General features: G+C 69.3%; 17 protein-coding genes and 1 pseudogene. 8 read left to right on the plus strand and 10 right to left on the minus strand.

The features are described from left to right. Positions 1-30: 30 nt before the first annotated feature. On the plus strand, positions 31-1,212 hold the full coding sequence (locus tag Mterra_RS09320) for a bifunctional folylpolyglutamate synthase/dihydrofolate synthase (protein ID WP_119314968.1): 1,182 nt from the start codon (positions 31-33) through the stop codon (positions 1,210-1,212). A gap of 46 nt (positions 1,213-1,258) precedes the next feature. Here Mterra_RS09320 and Mterra_RS09325 read toward each other — a convergent pair whose 3' ends face one another. From Mterra_RS09325 to Mterra_RS09355, 7 genes are all read right to left on the minus strand, one after another. After that, positions 1,259-2,305, minus strand: a complete 1,047-nt coding sequence (locus Mterra_RS09325; RefSeq protein WP_119314955.1) for a protease complex subunit PrcB family protein — start codon at positions 2,303-2,305, stop codon at positions 1,259-1,261. Between the two features lie 53 nt (positions 2,306-2,358). Then, on the minus strand, positions 2,359-3,240 hold the full coding sequence (locus Mterra_RS09330; RefSeq protein ID WP_176582519.1) for an ABC transporter permease: 882 nt from the start codon (positions 3,238-3,240) through the stop codon (positions 2,359-2,361). Between the two features lie 8 nt (positions 3,241-3,248). Beyond that, positions 3,249-4,253: an ABC transporter permease gene (locus tag Mterra_RS09335; RefSeq protein ID WP_119314956.1), complete on the minus strand. Its 1,005-nt coding sequence runs from the start codon at positions 4,251-4,253 to the stop codon at positions 3,249-3,251. A 115-nt stretch (positions 4,254-4,368) separates the two neighbouring features. Continuing rightward, positions 4,369-5,964 carry an ABC transporter substrate-binding protein gene (locus Mterra_RS09340; RefSeq protein ID WP_119314957.1) on the minus strand — a complete coding sequence of 532 codons (1,596 nt, stop codon included), beginning with the start codon at positions 5,962-5,964 and terminating at the stop codon, positions 4,369-4,371. A 134-nt stretch (positions 5,965-6,098) separates the two neighbouring features. Continuing rightward, on the minus strand, positions 6,099-7,166 hold the full coding sequence (locus tag Mterra_RS09345) for an ABC transporter permease (protein ID WP_119314958.1): 1,068 nt from the start codon (positions 7,164-7,166) through the stop codon (positions 6,099-6,101). Continuing rightward, positions 7,159-8,079: an ABC transporter permease gene (locus Mterra_RS09350; RefSeq protein WP_119314959.1), complete on the minus strand. Its 921-nt coding sequence runs from the start codon at positions 8,077-8,079 to the stop codon at positions 7,159-7,161. Before Mterra_RS09350 ends, Mterra_RS09345 begins: the two co-directional genes overlap by 8 nt. Positions 8,080-8,121: 42 nt before the next feature. Next, entirely contained in the window at positions 8,122-9,666 is a 1,545-nt protein-coding gene (locus Mterra_RS09355; protein WP_119314960.1) for a glutathione ABC transporter substrate-binding protein, read from the minus strand. 232 nt (positions 9,667-9,898) lie between these two features. On the opposite strand from Mterra_RS09355, the gene Mterra_RS09360 reads away from it, so the two are divergent. Continuing rightward, positions 9,899-10,267, plus strand: coding sequence for a YkvA family protein (locus tag Mterra_RS09360; protein ID WP_119314961.1), 369 nt, complete (start codon positions 9,899-9,901; stop codon positions 10,265-10,267). A gap of 301 nt (positions 10,268-10,568) precedes the next feature. Here the strand turns inward: Mterra_RS09360 and Mterra_RS09365 are convergent, their stop codons facing one another. From Mterra_RS09365 to Mterra_RS09375, 3 genes are all read right to left on the minus strand, one after another. Then, positions 10,569-11,036 carry an NUDIX hydrolase gene (locus tag Mterra_RS09365; RefSeq protein ID WP_119314970.1) on the minus strand — a complete coding sequence of 156 codons (468 nt, stop codon included), beginning with the start codon at positions 11,034-11,036 and terminating at the stop codon, positions 10,569-10,571. 76 nt (positions 11,037-11,112) lie between these two features. After that, positions 11,113-12,186, minus strand: a complete 1,074-nt coding sequence (gene prfA / locus Mterra_RS09370; protein ID WP_119314962.1) for a peptide chain release factor 1 — start codon at positions 12,184-12,186, stop codon at positions 11,113-11,115. A 67-nt stretch (positions 12,187-12,253) separates the two neighbouring features. Next, positions 12,254-12,712 carry a hypothetical protein gene (locus Mterra_RS09375; RefSeq protein WP_119314963.1) on the minus strand — a complete coding sequence of 153 codons (459 nt, stop codon included), beginning with the start codon at positions 12,710-12,712 and terminating at the stop codon, positions 12,254-12,256. Positions 12,713-12,757: 45 nt separating this feature from the next. Here Mterra_RS09375 and Mterra_RS09380 point away from each other — a divergent pair, with 45 nt between their 5' ends. From Mterra_RS09380 to Mterra_RS09405, 6 genes and pseudogenes are all read left to right on the plus strand, one after another. After that, positions 12,758-13,633: a phosphotransferase family protein gene (locus Mterra_RS09380; protein ID WP_119314964.1), complete on the plus strand. Its 876-nt coding sequence runs from the start codon at positions 12,758-12,760 to the stop codon at positions 13,631-13,633. Positions 13,634-13,810: 177 nt separating this feature from the next. Beyond that, entirely contained in the window at positions 13,811-14,437 is a 627-nt protein-coding gene (upp, locus tag Mterra_RS09385; protein WP_027894261.1) for a uracil phosphoribosyltransferase, read from the plus strand. 129 nt (positions 14,438-14,566) lie between these two features. Next, positions 14,567-15,685: an MraY family glycosyltransferase gene (locus Mterra_RS09390; RefSeq protein WP_119314965.1), complete on the plus strand. Its 1,119-nt coding sequence runs from the start codon at positions 14,567-14,569 to the stop codon at positions 15,683-15,685. Positions 15,686-15,751: 66 nt separating this feature from the next. Beyond that, positions 15,752-16,999 (plus strand): glycosyltransferase family 2 protein, encoded by a 1,248-nt coding sequence (locus Mterra_RS09395; RefSeq protein WP_119314966.1) that lies wholly within the window; start codon positions 15,752-15,754, stop codon positions 16,997-16,999. 54 nt (positions 17,000-17,053) lie between these two features. Further along, on the plus strand, positions 17,054-18,172 hold the full coding sequence (wecB, locus tag Mterra_RS09400; RefSeq protein WP_119314967.1) for a non-hydrolyzing UDP-N-acetylglucosamine 2-epimerase: 1,119 nt from the start codon (positions 17,054-17,056) through the stop codon (positions 18,170-18,172). A gap of 67 nt (positions 18,173-18,239) precedes the next feature. Continuing rightward, positions 18,240-18,590: pseudogene (locus Mterra_RS09405) on the plus strand (hypothetical protein); the annotation flags it as partial.

The following is an 18,590-nucleotide window of genomic DNA, read 5'->3' on the forward strand; positions in this document are numbered from 1 at the left end:
CCCCCTCTCCCCTACCCCTACAATGAGCCCGTGACCTACGACGAAGCCGTAGCCTGGCTCTTCCGCCAGACCCGGGCCGGGGGGCCGCGCGGGCTCGAGCGCGTGCGGGCGGTGCTCGAGCGGTTGGGGCGCCCTGAGGGGCGGTTTTCTGCCGTGCACGTGGTGGGGACCAACGGCAAGGGGAGCGTGGTGGCGTTCCTGGAGGCCATCCTCCGGGCGGCCGGCAAGCGCTACGGGGCCACCACCAGCCCCCACCTGGTGGACTTCCGTGAGCGCATCCGCACCTACCGGGGCCTGATCCCCCGGGAGGCGGTCGTGGAGTTCGTGGGGTGGGCCCGGCGGCAGAGCTTCCCCGAGCGGGTGGCCTTCTTCGACTACAGCACCGCGCTCGCCTTCCGGCACTTCGCCGAGGCGGGGGTCGAGCTGGCCGTGGTGGAGGCCGGCGTAGGCGGGCGGCTCGACGCCACGCGGGTGCTGCCCCGCGTCGAGGCCGTGGTGCTGACCAACGTGGGCGAGGACCACCTCGAGGCGCTGGGCGGCTCGCTCGAGGCCGTCGCCCGCGACAAGGCCGGGGCGGCCCGCCCGGGGGTGCCGCTGGTGACGGCGGCCGAGGGCCCTCCCCTGGGGGTCGTCCGGGAGGTCGCGCAGGGGGTGGGCGCCCCCCTCCACGTCCTCGGCGACGGCGACGCCCTGTTCGACCTCCCCTGCCCGCCCGCGCTGCCCGGGGCCTTCCAGCGCGCCAACGCGCGGCTGGCCGTCGCCACCGCCCGCCTGCTGGGCCTGCCGGAGGAAACCATCGCCCGGGGGATCGCCCGGGCGCAGCACCCCGGGCGTTTGCAGCGCGTGGAGTGGCGGGGCCTCGAGCTCACCCTCGACGGGGCGCACAACCCCCCCGCCGCTCGAGCCCTGGCCCAGGAGCTGGGCGCCTACCACCTCGTCTACGGCGGCTTCCCCCGCAAGGACTACCGCCAGGTGCTGGAAATCCTGCTGCCCAAAGCCCGCTCGGTGCGCTACGCCCGCGCCGGCGAGGGGGCCCTGGACGCGGCGGCGCTGGGCGCGGTGCACGGCGCGCCGTTCTTCGACGACCCGCTGGAGGCGCTCGAGGACGCCCGCCGGGCGGCTGGGGGCCAAGAGCCCGTTCTGGTGACCGGCTCGCTGTACCTGGTCGGGGAGGTGCTCCGGCGGTTGGGGTCCGCGCCGTACCAGGCATAGGAAAGGGCGAGCCGGTGGCTCGCCCTATGGCGTTCGGCGTCCGGCCCTACTGCACCAGCGCGGTCCCCTCCGCGATCACCCGCCCGGAGGTGTCCCGGAAGACCACCTTGCTGGGCTTGCCGGGGATCTGGAGCAGCAGGTAGGGGCTGGTGATGACCTGGGTCACGACGGAGCCGGGGGCGGGGCTGGTCAGGCTGACCGTGATCTCCCAGGTCGAGCCCTGCTGGCGCGCCGAGACGAAGCGCACCGAGTAGCCGCCCGTGGGCTTCTGGCCGATGAACAGCGCCGCCAGGCTGGCGTCGTTGAAGGCGAAGTTGGGGGCGTCGGGCAGGAGGTTGCGGAAGCGCGAGTAGCTGATGGGGGTGGTGGCGAGGTAGGCGAGCGGCGAGGTGTCGCTGTAGCCGCTCTGCGAGCCCTGGCCCAGCACCTCGACTCGAGCGGGTTCGGGGTTCACGACGATCTCCTGGGGTACTCCATACTGCACCACCAATCCGGCCTGGCGGTAGAGGAAGGGGCCGGGCTCGAGCCGCAACCGCGGCAGCGGCGGGGTGATCTCGTAGAGCACCACCGGGCGGTTGCCCCGGCGGGCCAGGACCTCCCGCAGCACCACCTGCTCCTCGGCGCCCGTGAGCCCGTCGAGGTCGGGGGTGCGGGCCTCGGGCCGGGCGACGACCTGCCGGTTCACGCCCACCGAAGCGCTGAGCTGGTACCAGCGGGAGCCGTCGTAGTACCACGCCGACTTGATCTCCTGGTCGGCCTGCACCACCAGGTTTCCCGAGGGGATGGTGGACACGGTGCGGGCCACCGTGCGGTTGCTGCGCGGGGACACCTCGCGCAGCACGGGCTCTTTGTTGACCCAAAGCGCTTCCTTGACCTCCCAGACGTTGTTCTGGCCCTCGGGCTTGGGCTCGAGGCTCAGGCTGCGCTGCTCGCCGACGACCAGCATGCTGTCGCCGTAGAAGTACAGCCAGCGCTCGCTGGAGTCGGGGAAGAACATCTGCACGTCGGTGACGTTGTAATAGGGGCGCTGGGGCTCGAAAACGCAGGCCGAGAGCCCCAGGAGCAGCAGCGGCAGTGCCAGCAGTCGCTTCATAGGCACATCCTAAGCCAGGAAGATGAGAAAAGCGCCCCGGTGGGCTTTCCGGCCTATTTATTCGCCCGCGGGTCGAGCGCGTCGCGCAGCCCGTCGCCCAACAGGTTGAAAGCCAGCACGGTGAGCAGGATGAAGAAGCCGGGGAACACCATCATCCACGGCGCGTCGAGCCAGTGCCCCTGCCGGAAGGCGTCGGAGAGCATGGCGCCCCACTCGGGCGCAGGGGGCTGGGCCCCCAGGCCCAAAAAGCCCAGCGCGGCGGTCTCGAGCGTGGCCGTGCCGATGGAGAGGGTGGCCTGCACGATCACCGGCGGCAGGGCGTTGGGCAGCAGGTGGCGCAGCAGGATGCGGCGGTTGGGGGCCCCCAGCGCGGTGGCCGCCTGGATGAACTCGAGCTCGCGCACGCTCAGCGCCACGCTGCGGGCCAGGCGGATGTAGATGGGGATCTGGGTGACGCTCACCGCGATCATGGCGTTGGTGAGGTTCGAGCCCAGCACCGCCACGATGGCGATAGCCAGCAGCGTGCTGGGGAAGGCCAGCAGGATGTCGGTGATCCAGCCGATGAAGACCTCGAGGCCCCCCCGGAAGTAGCCCGCCATCAGGCCCAGCAGGGTGCCGATGGTCAGGCTCAGGCCCACCGCGATCAGCCCCACCTGCAAGGAGATGCGGCTGCCGTGGATGACGCGGGTGAACACGTCGCGGCCCAGGTTGTCGGTGCCGAAGAGGCGCTCGGCCGAGGGGGGCTTCTTGATGTTGAGGAAGTCGCGGTCGGTGGCGGGGTTGTAGGGGCGGAAGACCGGGGCCAGCAGGGCGACGAGCACCAAAAAGGTGGCCATCACCAGCCCGATCTTGCCCGACGTGGACTTCATGAAGCGCTTGAGCGCCATGCGCGTGGGGGTTTCCACGCGGGAGGGGGCGGTCGCGGTCGCAGCCATGGGTCTCCTTATCGGTATTGGATGCGCGGGTCCAGCAGGGCGTAGGAGAGGTCAACGAGCAGGTTGATGAGCACGAAGACGAAGGCCACGAAGACCACCCCGCCCTGCACCACCGGGTAGTCGCGGTTGATGATGCCCTCGTAGATCCAGCTCCCGATGCCCGGCCAGCTGAAGATGGTCTCGGTGAGGATGGCCCCGCCCAGCAGGGTGCCGAACTGCAGGCCGATGATGGTTACTACGGGCAGCAGCGCGTTCTTGAGCGCGTGACGCCAGATCACCACCCGCTCGGTCTGGCCCTTGGCCCGGGCGGTGCGCACGTAGTCCTGCGAGAGCACCTCGAGCATGGCGCTGCGGGTGATGCGGGTGAGGATGGCCAGCGGGATGGTGCCCAGGGTGATGGCCGGCAGGACCAGGTGCGAGAGCACGTCGGCCACCCCGTTGCGCTGGAGGAGGGAGTCGAGGACGTAGAAGCCGGTGATGGGGCGGAAGAAGGCGTCGGCCTCGACCGACAGCCGCCCGCCCGAGGGCAGCCACTGGAGGTTGACGGCGAAGAGGTAGACCAGCATCAGGCCCAGCCAGAACACCGGCAGCGACACCCCGATGAGGGCGAAGCTGGTCGCCAGGTTGTCCCAGATGCTGTTCTTACGCACCGCCGCCAGGATGCCCAGCGGCACCCCGATGATTATGGCCACCAGCATGGCCGCGACCGCCAGCTCGAAGGTGGCGGGCCACTTGGCGATAAGCAGGGAGCGCACCTCGAGCAGGCTGAAGGTGCTGCGGCCCAGGTCGCCCTGCAGGAGCTGGCCCACGAAGATGAGGTACTGCTCGGGGATGGGCCGGTTGAGCCCCAGCTTCTCGCGCAGCGCCTCGACCTGCTCGGGCGTGCCCCGCTCGCCCAGCATCACCACCGCCGGGTCGCCGGGGATGGCGCGCAGGAAGCCGAACACCAGCAGCGAAATTCCGAACAGCACCGGGATCAAGCCCAGCAGACGGCGAGCGACATAAGCCCACATGTATACACCTGTCTGCCGATAATACCGAGCAGGGCATAATTTGTGAACCCCGCCGGGCGGAGGACGCAAAGGAGCAGGGGCGCAGCACGCTGCGCCCCTGCGGCGATCGTGAGGGCTAGAGGTTGGTCTTGACCACGTCTTCCAGGCTCTCGCTGCCCAGCGGCGAGGGCACCCAGCCGCTGATGTTCTTGCGCTTGGCGAGCAGGGGCTGGCTGTGGACGATGGGGATGCGCAGGGCCAGGTCGAAGGCTATCTTGTCGGCCTGCTGGTAGATCCGGATGCGCTCGGCCTGGTTGGACGAGCTCGAGCCCCGGGCGAGCAGGGCGTTGAGCTCCTTCACGTCGAGCTGCTTGCCCGCGGCGTCGAAGAGGTCGGTGATGGGCGAGGCGAAGTGGGGGTCGAAGAAGTTGGAGGGGTCGCCGTAGTCGCCGGTCCAGCCCAGCATGTAGGCCTGGAAGCCGGGGGCCTTCTTGCGGTCGTCGAGGTAGGTGGCCCAGTCCTTGGTCTGGAACTTGACCTTGATCCCGATGGCCGAGAGGTCGGCGCCCATGGCCTCGGCGATCTCCTTGGGCGTGGGGAAGTAGGGGCGGGAGACCGGCATGTACCAGAACTCGAGGTCGAAGCCGTTGGGGTAGCCCGCCTGGGCCAGGAGCTGCTTGGCCTTGGTGGGGTTGTACTCGTAGTCGGTGACCTCAGAGGACCAGTAGGTCTTGAAGGAGCTGGGGGTGAAGTGGCCGTTGGTCTCGCCCAGCTTGCCCCAGAAGGCCTGCACGATGGCCTTCTTGTTGATCGCCATGGCGATGGCCTGGCGCACGCGCACGTCGGAGAGGGGCTTGTAGGAGGGGTTGAGGGCGAGGTAGCCCACGTTGAAGGAGGGGCGCAGCACCGGGTCGAGGTTGCGGTCCGACTCGATGGCGCCGAGGTTGGCCGGGGGGATCTGGATGGTGAGGTCGATGGAGCCCGCCTTGAGCTCGGCCAGCCGGGCGGCGGGGTCCTTGATGAAGCGCATCACCAGCGCGTCGGTCTTGGGCAGGCCCTGCTTCCAGAAGGTGGGGTTCTTCTCCAGGATCAGGCGGTCGCCGACGCGCCACTCGCGGAAGCGGTAGGGGCCGGTGCCGACCGCGCCGCCCGCGGGGGTGCCGTACTTGGCGCCCTGGGCCTTGATGGCGGCCGGAGAGGCGATGCCGAAGTAGCCCGCGCCGATAGCCACGGGGAAGTACGGGAGCGGGGCGCCGAAGTCGAAGCGGATGGTGTACTTGTCCACCACGCGCACGGCCTTGAGGAAGCTGCCGTCGGTGCCCTTGTAGCCGCCGAAGAGCTCACCCCAGATCTCGTAGTTGGCCCCGCCCTGGATGCGGCTGGCGTCCTTGGGGTCCCACCAGCGGTTGACGTTGAAGAGCACGGCGTTGGCGTCGAAGTCGGTGCCGTCGTGGAACTTGACGCCCTGGCGCAGGCGGAAGGTCCAGCTCTTGCCGTCGGGGGAGGCGAACCAGCTCGTCGCCAGCGCCGGGATGGGATCGGTGGAGCCGGCCTTGAAGTCTACGAGGGTGTCGTAAATCTGGCGCTGGGCGTAAATCGAAACCCCGTCGGTAATGTTGCCGGACTCGAGGTTCACCGGCTCACCCTCGTGCCCGAATACCAGGGTCCTCTGGGCCAGCCCGGCGCTCGCGAGGGCGCTCAGGGCCAGAGCCATCAGCCATTGACGTCTCATACCTCACACTCCTTTCACCACGTAGAACCACCTTCCCGCGCCAATGGGGGCGCGCGGATATCTGCAAGGGTGGTCTAGACTACGCCACGAGTATACACAGGGCCTGGACAAAGGCAACCGCCCGGCCCGTTCCCTCACCTGTTCGTCCTGGGGTCGAGCGCGTCGCGCAGGGCGTCGCCCAGCAGGTTGAAGCCCAGAGCCACGAACATGATGGCCAGGCCGGGGAAAGTGGCTACGTGGGGGGCGGTAGCCAGGTACTCGCGCCCGCGGGCCAGCATCAGCCCCCACTCGGGCTCGGGCGGCCTCGCCCCCAGACCCAGAAAACCGAGCCCAGCCGCGAAGAGGATGGCTACCGCCATCTGCACGCTCGACTGCACGATGATCGGGGCCAGCGTGTTGGGAAGGACGTGGCGCAGCAGGATGTGGCGGTCGGGGTTGCCCAGGGCACGGGCGGCCTCCACGTACTCCCTGTCCCGCAGGGACATCACGCCGGCCCGCACCAGACGGGCGTAGCTGGGGATCGAGGCGATCCCTACCGCGATCATGACGTTGGTCAGGCCGGTCCCTAGGGTCGCCACCAGCACGATGGCGAGCAAAATGCCGGGGAAGGAGAGCATGATGTCCACGCCACGCTGCACCACCAGGTCCAGCCGCCCGCCGTAATACCCCGAGACGGCCCCCAGCGGCACCCCCACCGCCATCCCGATCCCCACCGCGATGAGCCCGATGGACAAGGAGATCCAGGCCCCGTAAGCCAGCCTCGAGAGCACGTCGCGGCCCTGCTCGTCGGCTCCCAGCAGGTAGACCTTCTCCGGCCCGTCCACCCCGAAGAGGTGGAGGTCGCTTCTCAGCAGTCCGCCCCACCAGACCCACGGCTCACCCCGTACGAAGAAGCGCACCGGGTACTGCTGGCTGGTATCGACCTGCAGCTCGCCCAGTGGGGTGCGGGCCACCGGGCTGACCCAGATGCCCAACCGCCCCTCCGGGCCGCGCAGGCTGAGGCCGGCCAGCGGGGGGACGTAGGTGGCCCGTAGGCTCTGCTCCACCGGGCTGTAAGGGGCGATGAAGGGGGCGAAGGCCGCCACGAAAACGAAGAAGCCGATGAAGAGAAAGCCCACCCGGGCCAGCCAACTCCTGAACAACCGCCGCCGCCAGCGGGGGACCTCACGTTTGGGGCGGGCACTGGGCTGGGCGTCAGTCATAGCGAATCCTCGGGTCGAAGGCTCCGTACAACAAGTCCACGACAAGGTTGATGAGGATGAAGACCAAGGCGATGAGCAGCACCGCCCCCTGCACCACCGGGTAATCGCGGGCCAGGATCGAGCCCACCAGGAGCTGGCCGATGCCCGGCCAGGCGAAAACCGTCTCGGTGATCACCGCCCCCTCCAGCAGGCCGCCGAATTGCAAGCCGGCGATCGTCACCACCGGGATCATGGCGTTGCGCAGGGCGTGCTTGAAGACCACCACCTGCCCGGCGAGCCCCTTGGCGCGCGCGGTGCGGATGTAGTCCTGCGAGAGCACCTCGAGCATCGCGCTGCGGGTCATGCGGGCCAGGATGGCCGCCGTCCCGGTCCCCAGGGTGAGCGAGGGCAAGACCAGGTGGGCCAGAGAACCGGTCCCGGCCACCGGGAACCAGCCCAGCTCCACCGAGAAGATCAGGATCGCCATGAGCCCGAACCAGAACACCGGCATCGAAACCCCGATCAAAGCTCCCAGCATCGCCAGGAGGTCGAGGACCGTGCCGGGACGAATGGCCGCGATGATGCCCGCGGGGATGCCGATGAGAAGGGCCACCGCCATCGCCCCCAGGGTCAGGACCACGGTGTTGGGGAAGTAGGTGGCGAGTTCGTGGGTGACCGGGCTGCGGGTGCGGGTGGACTGCCCCAGATCGCCCTGGACCAGGTTGACCAGGTAGAGCCCGAGCTGGGTGGGCAAAGGCTCATCCAACCCGAAGCGCTCGCGGATGGCGGCCAAAGTCTCGGGGGTGGCGAACTCGCCCGCCAGCAGCTGGGCCGGGTCGCCGGGGGCCAGCCGCACCATGAGGAACACCACCAGCAGCACCCCCAGCAGGGTGGGGAGGACGATCAGGAGACGACGTACGACGTATACAGCCATAAAGAAAATCGGGGGTGGGCACTATCCCACCCCCGGGACGGCCTAGCGCTCGGCCCTGGCCCCCAAGGAGGCCGCGTAGGCGATGATGCGCTCGGTGGGGTGGACCACCAGGCCCTGCACCTCCTTGCGAACGGCCGTGACCTGCGACTCCGAATGCAGGAAGATCCAAGGGGCGTCGTTGTAGACGATCTGCATGGCCGACCGGTAGAGCCGCTGGCGGGCCTGGGGGTCGGCGGCAACCCTGGCCTGATCGAGGATGCGGTCGAGCTGCGGATTACGGTAGAAACCCCGGTTGAAGCCGTTGGGGGCGTGCTGCGAGCTGTGGAAGAGGGCGTAGAGCCCGTAGTCGGCGTCGCCGGTCACGGTACCCCAGCCCAGCATGGCTACCTGGATCTCGTTCTGGGCCTGCGGCTGGTTGGTCTTGGCCAGGTAGGCGCCCCACTCGAGGGTTTCGATCTGGACCTGCACCCCTACCGCGCGGAGCTGGCTCTGGATGGCCTCGGCCACGCGGATGTCCTGCAGGTAGCGCCCGTTGGGGCTGTGCAGGGTGAAGCGCAGCGGGTTCTGGGCGTTGTAGCCGGCCTGGGCGAGGAGCTGGCGAGCCAAGCTGGGGTTGTAGGGGTAGTTGCCGGTCTTCTGGTAGCCGAAGATGCCGGGGCTGATGGGTGCGTCGGAGGCGCGTCCGAACCCTCCGAGCACGAAGTTGACGATCTCTTCCTTGTTGATGGCGTGGTTCAGGGCCTTGCGCACCCGGGGGTCGTCGAAAGGCTTCTTGGTGGTGTTGAAGTAGAGGAAGATGGTCCGCACGCTGGGGGTGCGCACTACGTCGATGGCCGGGTTAGCGTTGAGCCGGGCGACGTCCTGCGGGGGCACCCGCACCGCCACGTGGGCCTGGCCGGTCTCCACGAGAGCCATGCGGGTGGTGCCCTCAGGCACGGCCAGGAAACGCACCCGCTCGATGGAGGCCTTATTGCCCCAGTAGCCGTCGTTGCGCACGAGTTCTACGAACTGGCCCTTCTGCCAGCGGTCGAACTTGTAGGGGCCGGTGCCCACAGGGTTGTCGCGGTACTGGGCGCCCAGGCGGCGGATCGCGGCGGGGCTTTGGATGGCGGTGCTGCTGTGGGTGAGGTGGGCGAGCACCGGGCCGAAGGGCTCAGGCATCCGCAGGCGCACGGTGAGCGGGTCGGGGGTCTCGATCGCGCTCACCCGGCCCCGCAGCAGGAAGGCGAAGGCCGAGGCGGTCTCGGGCGCCATGAGGCGCTCGAGGTTGAACTTCACCGCCTCAGCGTTGAGGTCGGTGCCGTCGTGGAACTTGACCCCCCGCCGCAGGGTGAGGGTGAGCACCTTGCGGTCCGGGCTGAAGCTGTAGCGCTCGACCAGCTTGGGGGTGATGCGGCCGTCCGGCTCGTACTCGAACAGCGTCTCGGCGACGTGGGTCACCACGGTGGCCGAGGGGGAATCGGTAGCCAGCGGCGCGTCGAGGGTGGTGGGGTCGGTACCCTGCGCGATCACGAGGGTGCGGGGCTGGGCCAGTGCCACTGGCAGCCCGACAAGAGCGAACACTGCGGCCAAAAGCTTTAGTCGCATAGGCTCCTCCAAGTTGAGAACGCAGTGCTTGGGGAACTGCGTGGTGAAAGAATATTTAAATTTCCCTCACCCTCCTTGGGTGCTGAGTCACAGTCCAGCCCACGGAGAGCGGCCCTGAGCACGATCCCCAGCCCTCCTCGCCCCGCCGCGCAAGGGAGGAGGTCACAGCGGAAGCCCCTCTGCCTGCTACGATGATTTTCACGACCTACCGTCGCACGTGGAGGATCCAAGAATGGCTGAAGAAATCCAGCTCTATTCTCCCCCCAACCTCGAGGCCACCGAGCGCCTCAACGAGCGCTCGTTCTGGCGCAAGGTCAACCGCTTCGCCCGCCGGGCCGGCCGCGAGGTGGTGGAGAAGGCGCTGTGGCTTTACTACGCCTACAAGCGCCCTGAAACCCCGGCCTGGGCCAAACGGACCATCCTCGGCGCGCTGGCCTACTTCATCCTTCCGGTCGATGCCATCTCCGACTTGCTGGTGGGGGTAGGGTACACCGACGACTTAACGGTGCTGGCATTCGCCGTAGGCACCGTCGCCACCTACATCAACCCAGCGGTGAAGGAGCAGGCAAGGCAGAAGGTTGTCGAGTGGTTCGGGGAGTGAGGAGCGGGAAGCGCTAAGCCGTCAGCTATCAGCCGTCAGCCGTCAGCTTGTGGCCTGTGGCGTGTGGCTCATGGTAGACCCCTCCCCGTCCCTCCCCGCGCGCGGGGAAGGTTTGATGCCTGCACGAAGGCCTCGGCGTCGCTGGCCGGTCCCTCCCCGCGCGGGGAGGGTTTATCCCCCCTAACCCCCCTTGCTAAGGGGGGAACAAGGCGTCTCGCGTCTTGCGTTTTGCGTACGGCGTAGGACGTACGACGCAGCACGTACGACCCGCCCCCGGCTATGGGCTATCCGCCATCAGCGTTCAGATCTTCCGCCCCTCCCCGCCCCAGCTCGGGTACACGTAGAAGCGGCCGCGCTCCCCGCGCAGGTAGTCGAGCAGCGGCTCGCGCAAGGGGCGGTGTTCCTCGAGCTTCTGCGCCACCTCCTCGAGGCTGAAGAAGCGGGCCTCGACGATGTGGCCGTCGGGGTCGCGGGGGTTGAGCAAGCCGTCGTAGTTGGCCCGGAAGGCCATGGCGATGGTGCGCTCGGCCTTGCGGGCGTCCTCGATCTGCACGGCGTAGGCCAGGTGCTCGATGCTCTTCACCCGCAGGCCGGTCTCCTCCCGCACCTCGCGCGCCACGGCGTCCGGGAGGCTCTCCCCCGCTTCCACGGCGCCGCCGGGCAGGGTGTAGCGCACGTGGCCCCGGCGGCTCCAGTCGTTGGCGACGAGCAGCACCCGCCCCTGTTTGTCCATGAGAATCGCCGCCGCCACCAGCAACTCGCGCCGCAGCCCGGCGCTCATCGCGCCCCTCGCGAAAGGCCGGAAGGGGTGAACCAGGTGTTCACCGTCATCGCGCCACCCCTTTCTAGACCCGTTCGGTCAGGGCCTCGAGCTGGCGTTCCTGGTCGGCCTTGCGCAACGCTGCGTGCAACCCGGAGAGGTCGCCGCCGATGACGGTGTGGAGGTCGTGGTTCTTGTCCTCGCCCTCCAGGCGGTGGTCGGTGACGCGGGACTGGGGGAAGTTGTAGGTGCGGATCTTCTCGCTGCGCTCGCCGGTGCCGATCTGCGCCAGGCGGTTCTCCCGCAATTTGGCGGCCTCCTCGGCGCGCTTGATCTCCAAAAGCCTCGAGCGCAGGATGGTGAGCGCCTTCTCGCGGTTCTTGATCTGGCTGCGCGACTCCATGCAGCTCACGATCATGCCGGTGGGCTTGTGCAGCACCTGCACCGCGCTGTCGGTGGTGTTGACGCCCTGCCCGCCGGGGCCGCTGGCGCGCGAGACGGTGATCTCGAGGTCGGCGGGGTCGATCTTCACGTCCACCTCCTCGGCCTCGGCCAGCACGGCCACGGTGGCGGTGGAGGTGTGGATGCGGCCCTGGGTCTCGGTGGCCGGCACCCGCTGCACGCGGTGGACGCCCGACTCGTACTTGAACACGCCGTAGGCGCCGGGGCCGTTGACCTCGAAGGAGACCTTGGAGAGGCCGCCGAGGTCGGTGAGCTGGGTGTCGAGGGTCTCGGTCTGGAAGCCCAGCTTCTGGGCGTAGCGCAGCAGCATCTCGTAGAGGTCGCGGGCGAAGAGCGCGGCCTCTTCCCCGCCCGTGCCCGCGCGGATCTCGATGATGGCGTTCTTGTCGTCGGCGGGGTCTTTGGGCAGGAGCATGACCTCCAGCTCCTGCTCCATCGCCGGGATGCGGGCCTCGAGCTCGACCACCTCGGCCTTGGCGACCTCGCCCATTTCGGGGTCGAACATCAGGCTCCGGGCACCCTCGAGGTCCTCGAGGGCTTTCTTGTAGCGGCGGATGAGCCCGATCAGTGAGCCCATCTCGGCGTAGCGCCGCGACAGGCGCTGATATCGGGACTGCTCCGAGAGCACAGCCGGGTCGGCCAGGCTGGCCTCGAGGTCCCGATATTCGTCTTCGAGTTGGTTGAGTTTCTCCAGCATATACCCTTCAGGATACCGCCACGCGCGGCGGGTTGAACATGTGGCCCCGCCGGGGAGGGCGCGGGCGTCAGCCCAGGTTGGCCGCGATGCGGCTGAGCAGCCAGCCCAGGGCCGCCAGCGCCAGCAGCACCCGCAGCACCCGCCAGGCCTGCTCGAGGAAGCCGGGGCCGGACGGCGCCGCGCCGGGGGCCTGGCCCTGGGCCATGAAGCCGTGGAGCGGAGCGGCCGCCTCCTCCCCGAGCGCACGCTCGGCCTCTGCCAGGGCGTCCTCGAGCTGCGCGCGCCGCTCGGGCGGCACGGCCTCGAGGCTGTCGTAACGCTGGCCGTTGATCACGTAGCTGCGCTCGACCGACCGGATCCCGACCGGATGTGCGCCCTCGAGGACGCCCTCGAGCAGGTCCGGCGTGCCGGCGCCGCCGGCGTCCCCCAGCAGGTCCATCATCCGGCGGTAGGCCTGCTGCGCCTCGGGGGGCATCTCCTCGGGGCTGGAATACTCCACCCCGTTGTAAACGATCTTCCGGCTCATGCCCCGAGTTTAGCCGCCCGCCCCGGGCGCGGGGCGAGGTTTGGTATGGTGAGGGCCGCTGTGACCGACCTGCTGCACCAGCTCGAGCAACGCTTCGGCCACCCGCTGCGGCCCCTGACCCAGGGGAGCGAGGCCCGCACCTTCGGCACCGACGGGCTGGTGTGCAAGGTCTACGGCCCCACGCCGAGCTGGCCCAACCAGCCCGCGGGCCCCTTCGCGGCGCACCTCGAGGCCGCCAACATGAGCAAGGCGGGCCTGGGGGCGTGGGTGGTGGAGGCCTTCGAGCTCGAGGGCAACGGCGTCTTAGTCACCCGCCGCTTCCCCGGCCAGAACTTCGCCCCCGAGCGCTTCACCCCCGAGGCGCTGGAGAGCCTGCGCGACTTCTTCCGCCAATTGCACCAGATCCCCGAGATGGGCGTGGTCAGCCAGCAGCGGCTGGAGGCACGGCTCGAGCAGTTCGGGGGTACGTTGCACGACCTCGAGGACGCCCAGCGCCTGGTGGGCTGGCTGCGGGGGCACGTCGAGGAGGTCGCGGGCACCCCCCAGGCCTTCTGCCACCGCGACCCCCACGCCGGCAACGTCCTCCTGCGCGACCCCGGAGCAGACGCCGGCGTCCCCGCCGCTTTCCTGGTGGACTGGGTGCGCGCCTGCCCCGACGACCCCGCCCGCGACCTCGCCATCCTCAAGACCGGCACCCTCGACCTCCTGGGCGAGCCCCAAGCCCTCTTTGCCCTGCGCTCGATCGTCCGCGGCTACCCCGACGCCCCCACCCTCTGGCCCCGCCTGCGCTTCTGGGTCCCCCTGACCTACCTCCACGACATGCACTGGTTCCGCGCCAACGAACCCCAAGGCTTCGAATCCGCCGTCACCGAGAAGATGCCCAAGGCCCTGCGCTTCTACCAGGAGTTCCCGGAGCTTTAGGGGAGGAGTCAGGGGCCAAGGGTCAAGGACCGAGGGCCGAGGGCTAAGGCGTCCCGCGTTTGACGTTCGGCGTATTGCGTACGACGTAGGACGTACGACATGCGTCTTGCGTCTTGCGTCTTGCGTCTCGCGTCCAGCTATCGACCCTCCCTCACCCTCGGTGTTACGATTTGCCCGATGAAGCTGACCGTCGTCGATCACCCCCTGGTCCAGCACAAACTGGCGATCCTGCGCGACAAGAACACCGGGAGCAAGGACTTCCGCGAGCTGATGGAGGAAGTTTCGATGCTCATGGCCTACGAAGCGATGCGCGACCTCGAGCTCGACCCCGTCACCATCGAAACCCCGCTCACCTCCATGACCGCGCACGTGCTCTCGGGCAAGAAGTTGGCCCTCGTCGCCATCCTGCGGGCCGGGCTGATCATGGTGGACGGCATCTTGAAGCTCGTCCCGGCGGCGCGGGTGGGGCACATCGGCCTCTACCGCGACCCCCAGACGCTCAACCCCGTCGAGTACTACGCCAAGCTCCCCGAGGACATCGGGGGCCGCCGGGTCTTCCTCACCGACCCCATGCTGGCGACGGCGGGCAGCGCGGTCCACGCCATCGACGTGCTCAAGCAGCGGGGGGCCAGCCAGATCAAGCTCATGAGCATCATCGCCGCGCCCGAGGGGGTCGAGCGGGTGCGCAAAGCCCACCCCGACGTGGACATCGTGGTCGCCGCCGTGGACGAGTACCTCAACGACCACGGCTACATCGTGCCGGGCCTGGGGGACGCGGGGGACCGGATCTACGGCACGAAGTGACGCCGATGGCCTGTAGCCGGTAGCCCGCGGCCCGTAGGGAAAGGCTTTTCACCGTAAGCCGTGAGCCCCAGGCAACCGGGCGCTCGGCTATCGGCCATGGGCTATCGGCGATAAGCTATGGGTCGAGCCATGAGCGATTTTCTCGAGTCCTTAGGCATCGCCAACCCCGCGGGCGCCGGCTGGCTGACGGTGGTGTTCACCTTCGTGGTGGCCTGGGTCATCACCTGGCGCTTCATCCCCAGCGTGCGGCGCTTCGCGCTGAAGGTGGGCTGGGCCGACCAGCCCAACGCGCGCCGGCTCAACAAGGAGCCTCTGCCCAACGCCGGGGGGCTGGCGATCTACGCCGGGGTCATCGCGGCGATGATCGTGGCTACCGCGCTCAACCCCATCCTCATCCAGCAGGTGCAGATCCAGGTGCTCGCCATCTTGCTGGGAGGCTCGATCCTGGTGCTGGTGGGCTTCATCGACGACCAGTTCAGCCTGCCGCCGCTCTTCCGGCTGGCGGTGCAGTTCCTGGCGGCCTTGCTGCTGGTGGCGGTGGGCATCCGCTTCGACACGGCCTTCGGCACCGCGCTCGACCCCCTGCTGGGCACCTTCCTGACGGTGGTATGGGTCATGGGCATCACCAACGCCATCAACCTGATGGACGGGGTGGACGGGCTGGCGGGGGGCATCAGCTACATCACCGCCATGAGCCTGCTGGCGGTCTCGGCCCAGGACCCGCGCTGGGCCGCCGCGACGCTGGTGCTCGCCGCCATGAGCGGGGCGGGGCTGGGGTTCTTGCGGCACAACTTCCACCCCTCCAAGATCATCATGGGCGACGCCGGGGCGTACTTCTTCGGCTACGTGCTGGCCGCTACGGCGCTGCTGGGCAGCCTGAAGGTGACCACGGTGTTCTCGCTGGTGCCCACCGCGCTGTTCCTGCTGCTGCCCATCTTCGACACCGCGCGGGTGATCGTGCGGCGGCTGCTCCAGCGGCAGAACCCCATGTCCACCCCGGGCAAGGACCACATCCACCACATCCTGCTCGCCCGCGGGCTCTCGCAGCGGCGCACCACGGTGACCCTATGGGTCCTGACGCTCATCTTCAACATCATCGCCATGACCGTGCAGCCGAGCGTGCCCCCGCAGGTGGTGGTGGCCTCGGCCATCGGGACCACGGCGCTGCTGGCGTATACCGTCTGGCGCAAGCTGCGGGCGGTGTGGCGGGAGGAGCGGCAGCTCGAGGGCCAGCTCCCCGCCCCCTGAAACCCGCGCCGAATTGTGCCTTCCGGCGGCCCCCGCGGGGGCCGCCGTTGCCATACTGATGACGGATTGAACTCAACCATTTGGTGGATAATTCAACTCGGATTGGCCGGCCTGGGCACCGTTTTGCTGCTGGCGTCGCTGTACCAGTTCCTCCTGGGCCTGCGCGGCTTCCAGGGGCCCCGGCCGCTGCCGCGGGCCCGCGCCCTGCGGCGCTTCGCGGTGTTGATCCCCGCCCACGACGAGGCGCAGGTGATCGGGCCCCTGCTCCACAGCCTCCAGGCCCAGACCTACGAGGGCGAGTTCGACGTGTTGGTGTGCGCCGACAACTGCACCGACGCCACCGCCGCCGTCGCCCGGGCGCACGGGGCGACGGTGCTCGAGCGCCACGACCCCCAGCGCCGCGGCAAGGGCTGGACCCTGCGCTGGGCGCTGGGCCAGATCGGGCTCGAGCGCTACGACGCGGTGGCGATGCTCGACGCCGACAACCTGGCCCACCCGGAGTTCCTCGAGCGCATGAACGACTACCTCGAGGCCCACCCCGAGGCCGAGGCGGTGCAGGGCTACCTCGACACCAAGAACCCCGACGACAGTTGGGTCACCCGCGCCATCGCCCTGGCCTACTGGCACTCCAACCGCTTCTGGCAGCTCGCCCGCCAGCACCTGGGCCTCTCCGGGACCCTGGGCGGGACGGGCTGCGTCATCCGCAGCCGCACCCTGCGCCGCACCGGCTGGCAGCCGCAGAGCCTGACGGAGGACCTCGAGTACACCGCGATGCTGGTGCTGGGGGGCGGGCGGGTCCACTGGAACGACTGGGCCGTCGTCTACGACGAGAAGCCCCTGACCCTGCGGAGCTCGGTGCGCCAGCGCACCCGCTGGATGCAGGGGCACTTCTGGGTGCTGGGGCGCTACGGGCCGCGGCTGCTGCGGGCCTGGCTGCGCACCCGCCGCTGGCAGCACCTCGACCTGCTGCTCTACCTGGCCTCCCCCGCCCTGATGCTGCTCAACTTCGTGGGGATGGGCCTCGCCTACGTGCTCATCGCCGTGGGGGAAGGGTACAGCCTGCCCGGGCAGATGGGCGTGGTGGCCTCGTGGCTGGGCATGGCGAACGCGGCGCTGTTGACGGCCATCGCCCCCTCGCTGCACTCGGGCCGGTTGGTGCTGCGCTACCTCCCCGCGCTTTTGGCGACCGTGGGCTTCGGGCTGAGCTGGGCCATCCCCGTCTTCAGCGCCCTGTGGCTGGTGCGCGACCAGGGCCGCTGGGAGAAGACCGAGCACACCCGCGCGGTGCCGCTGGAGGAGCTGCGCCGCCGCTGAGCCTCGCGGGGCCTGTCGCCCCCGAGGGCCGGGTGCGATAGACTTGCAAGGCTTATGAAGCGCGTCGTCCTCGCCTTCGGAACCCGCCCCGAGGCCACCAAGATGGCCCCGGTGTACCACGCCCTCAAGGAAACGCCGGGCCTCGAGCCCGTGGTGCTGCTCACCGGGCAGCACCGCGAGCAGTTGCTCCAGGCCATCTCGCTGTTCAACGTGCCCGCCGAGCGCAACCTCGACGTGATGACCGAGCGCCAGACCCTCCCCGAGCTCGCCGCGCGCATTTTGCCCCAGGCGGCCCGCGCCCTGCGCGAGCTCGAGGCCGACTACGTGCTCGTGCACGGCGACACCCTCACCACCTTCGTCGTGGCCTGGGCGGCCTTCCTCGAGCGCGTCCCCGTGGGGCACGTGGAGGCCGGGCTGCGCAGCTTCAACATGGCCGAGCCCTTCCCCGAGGAGGCCAACCGCCGCCTCACCGACGCCCTCACCGACCTCGACCTCGCCCCCACCCCCCTCGCCAAGCAGAACCTGCTGGCCGAGCACAAGAACCCCGAGCAGGTGCTGGTGACCGGCCAGACCGGCATCGACGCGGTGCTCTACGCCGCGAAGGTGGGGCAGCTCCCCGAGGGCGTCCCCGGCGGCAAGCTGGTCACGGTGACGCTGCACCGCCGCGAGAACTGGGGGGTGCTGGGCGAGCTGGCCCGCGCGCTGGCCCGTGCCGCCCACGACCACCCCGACTTCACCTTCGTCTTCCCCGTGCACCTCAACCCGGTGGTGCGCGAGGCGGTTTGGCCGGTGCTGGAGAAGGTGCCCAACTTCCGCCTCACCGACCCGCTCGAGTACGGCCCCATGTCGGCTTTGATGGGCAAGAGCGACCTCATCGTCACCGACTCGGGCGGCCTGCAGGAGGAGGGCGCGGCGCTGGGGGTGCCGGTGGTGGTGCTGCGCAACGTCACCGAGCGGCCCGAGGGGGTGGAGGCGGGCATTTTGCGCCTGGCGGGCACCGACCCCGAGCGGGTCTACCGGATGGTCACGGGCCTCCTGGCCGACGAGGCCGACCGCAGGAAGATGGCGAGCGCCAAGAACCCCTACGGCGACGGCCAGGCGGCCAAGCGCTGCGCGCAGGGCGTGGCCTGGCGGTTGGGCCTGGCCGAGCGCCCGCAGGACTGGCAGCCCTGAGGCCGCGCGGCGTGACCATGAACCTTGCCTCAAGGGCGGGGAGCCCGTGGCTTCCTAGACTGGGGGCATGGCTCGAGCACCTGCCGCCTGGCTCCTGGCCGCGCTGCTCGCGGGCTGTTTCCACGCCCCGGCCGGGGGCAAGGGCAGCGACGACCCGCCCCCCTCCCTGGGCGACTGCACGCTGTTCCCGGCCGACAACGTCTGGAACACGCCCGTAGACACCCTGCCCCTCGACCCCAACTCCGAGGCCTACGTCCGGACCATCGGGGCGGGCAAGTACCTGCACCCCGACTTCGGCTCGGGCCTGTACGAGGGCCAGCCCATCGGCATCCCCTACACCACCGTCCCGGGGAGCCAGAAGCGGGTCGCGGTCAGCTTCACCGTGGCCGAGGAGAGCGACCCCGGCCCCTACCCCATC

Source organism: Calidithermus terrae, from assembly GCF_003574345.1.
GTDB lineage: Bacteria > Deinococcota > Deinococci > Deinococcales > Thermaceae > Calidithermus > Calidithermus chliarophilus.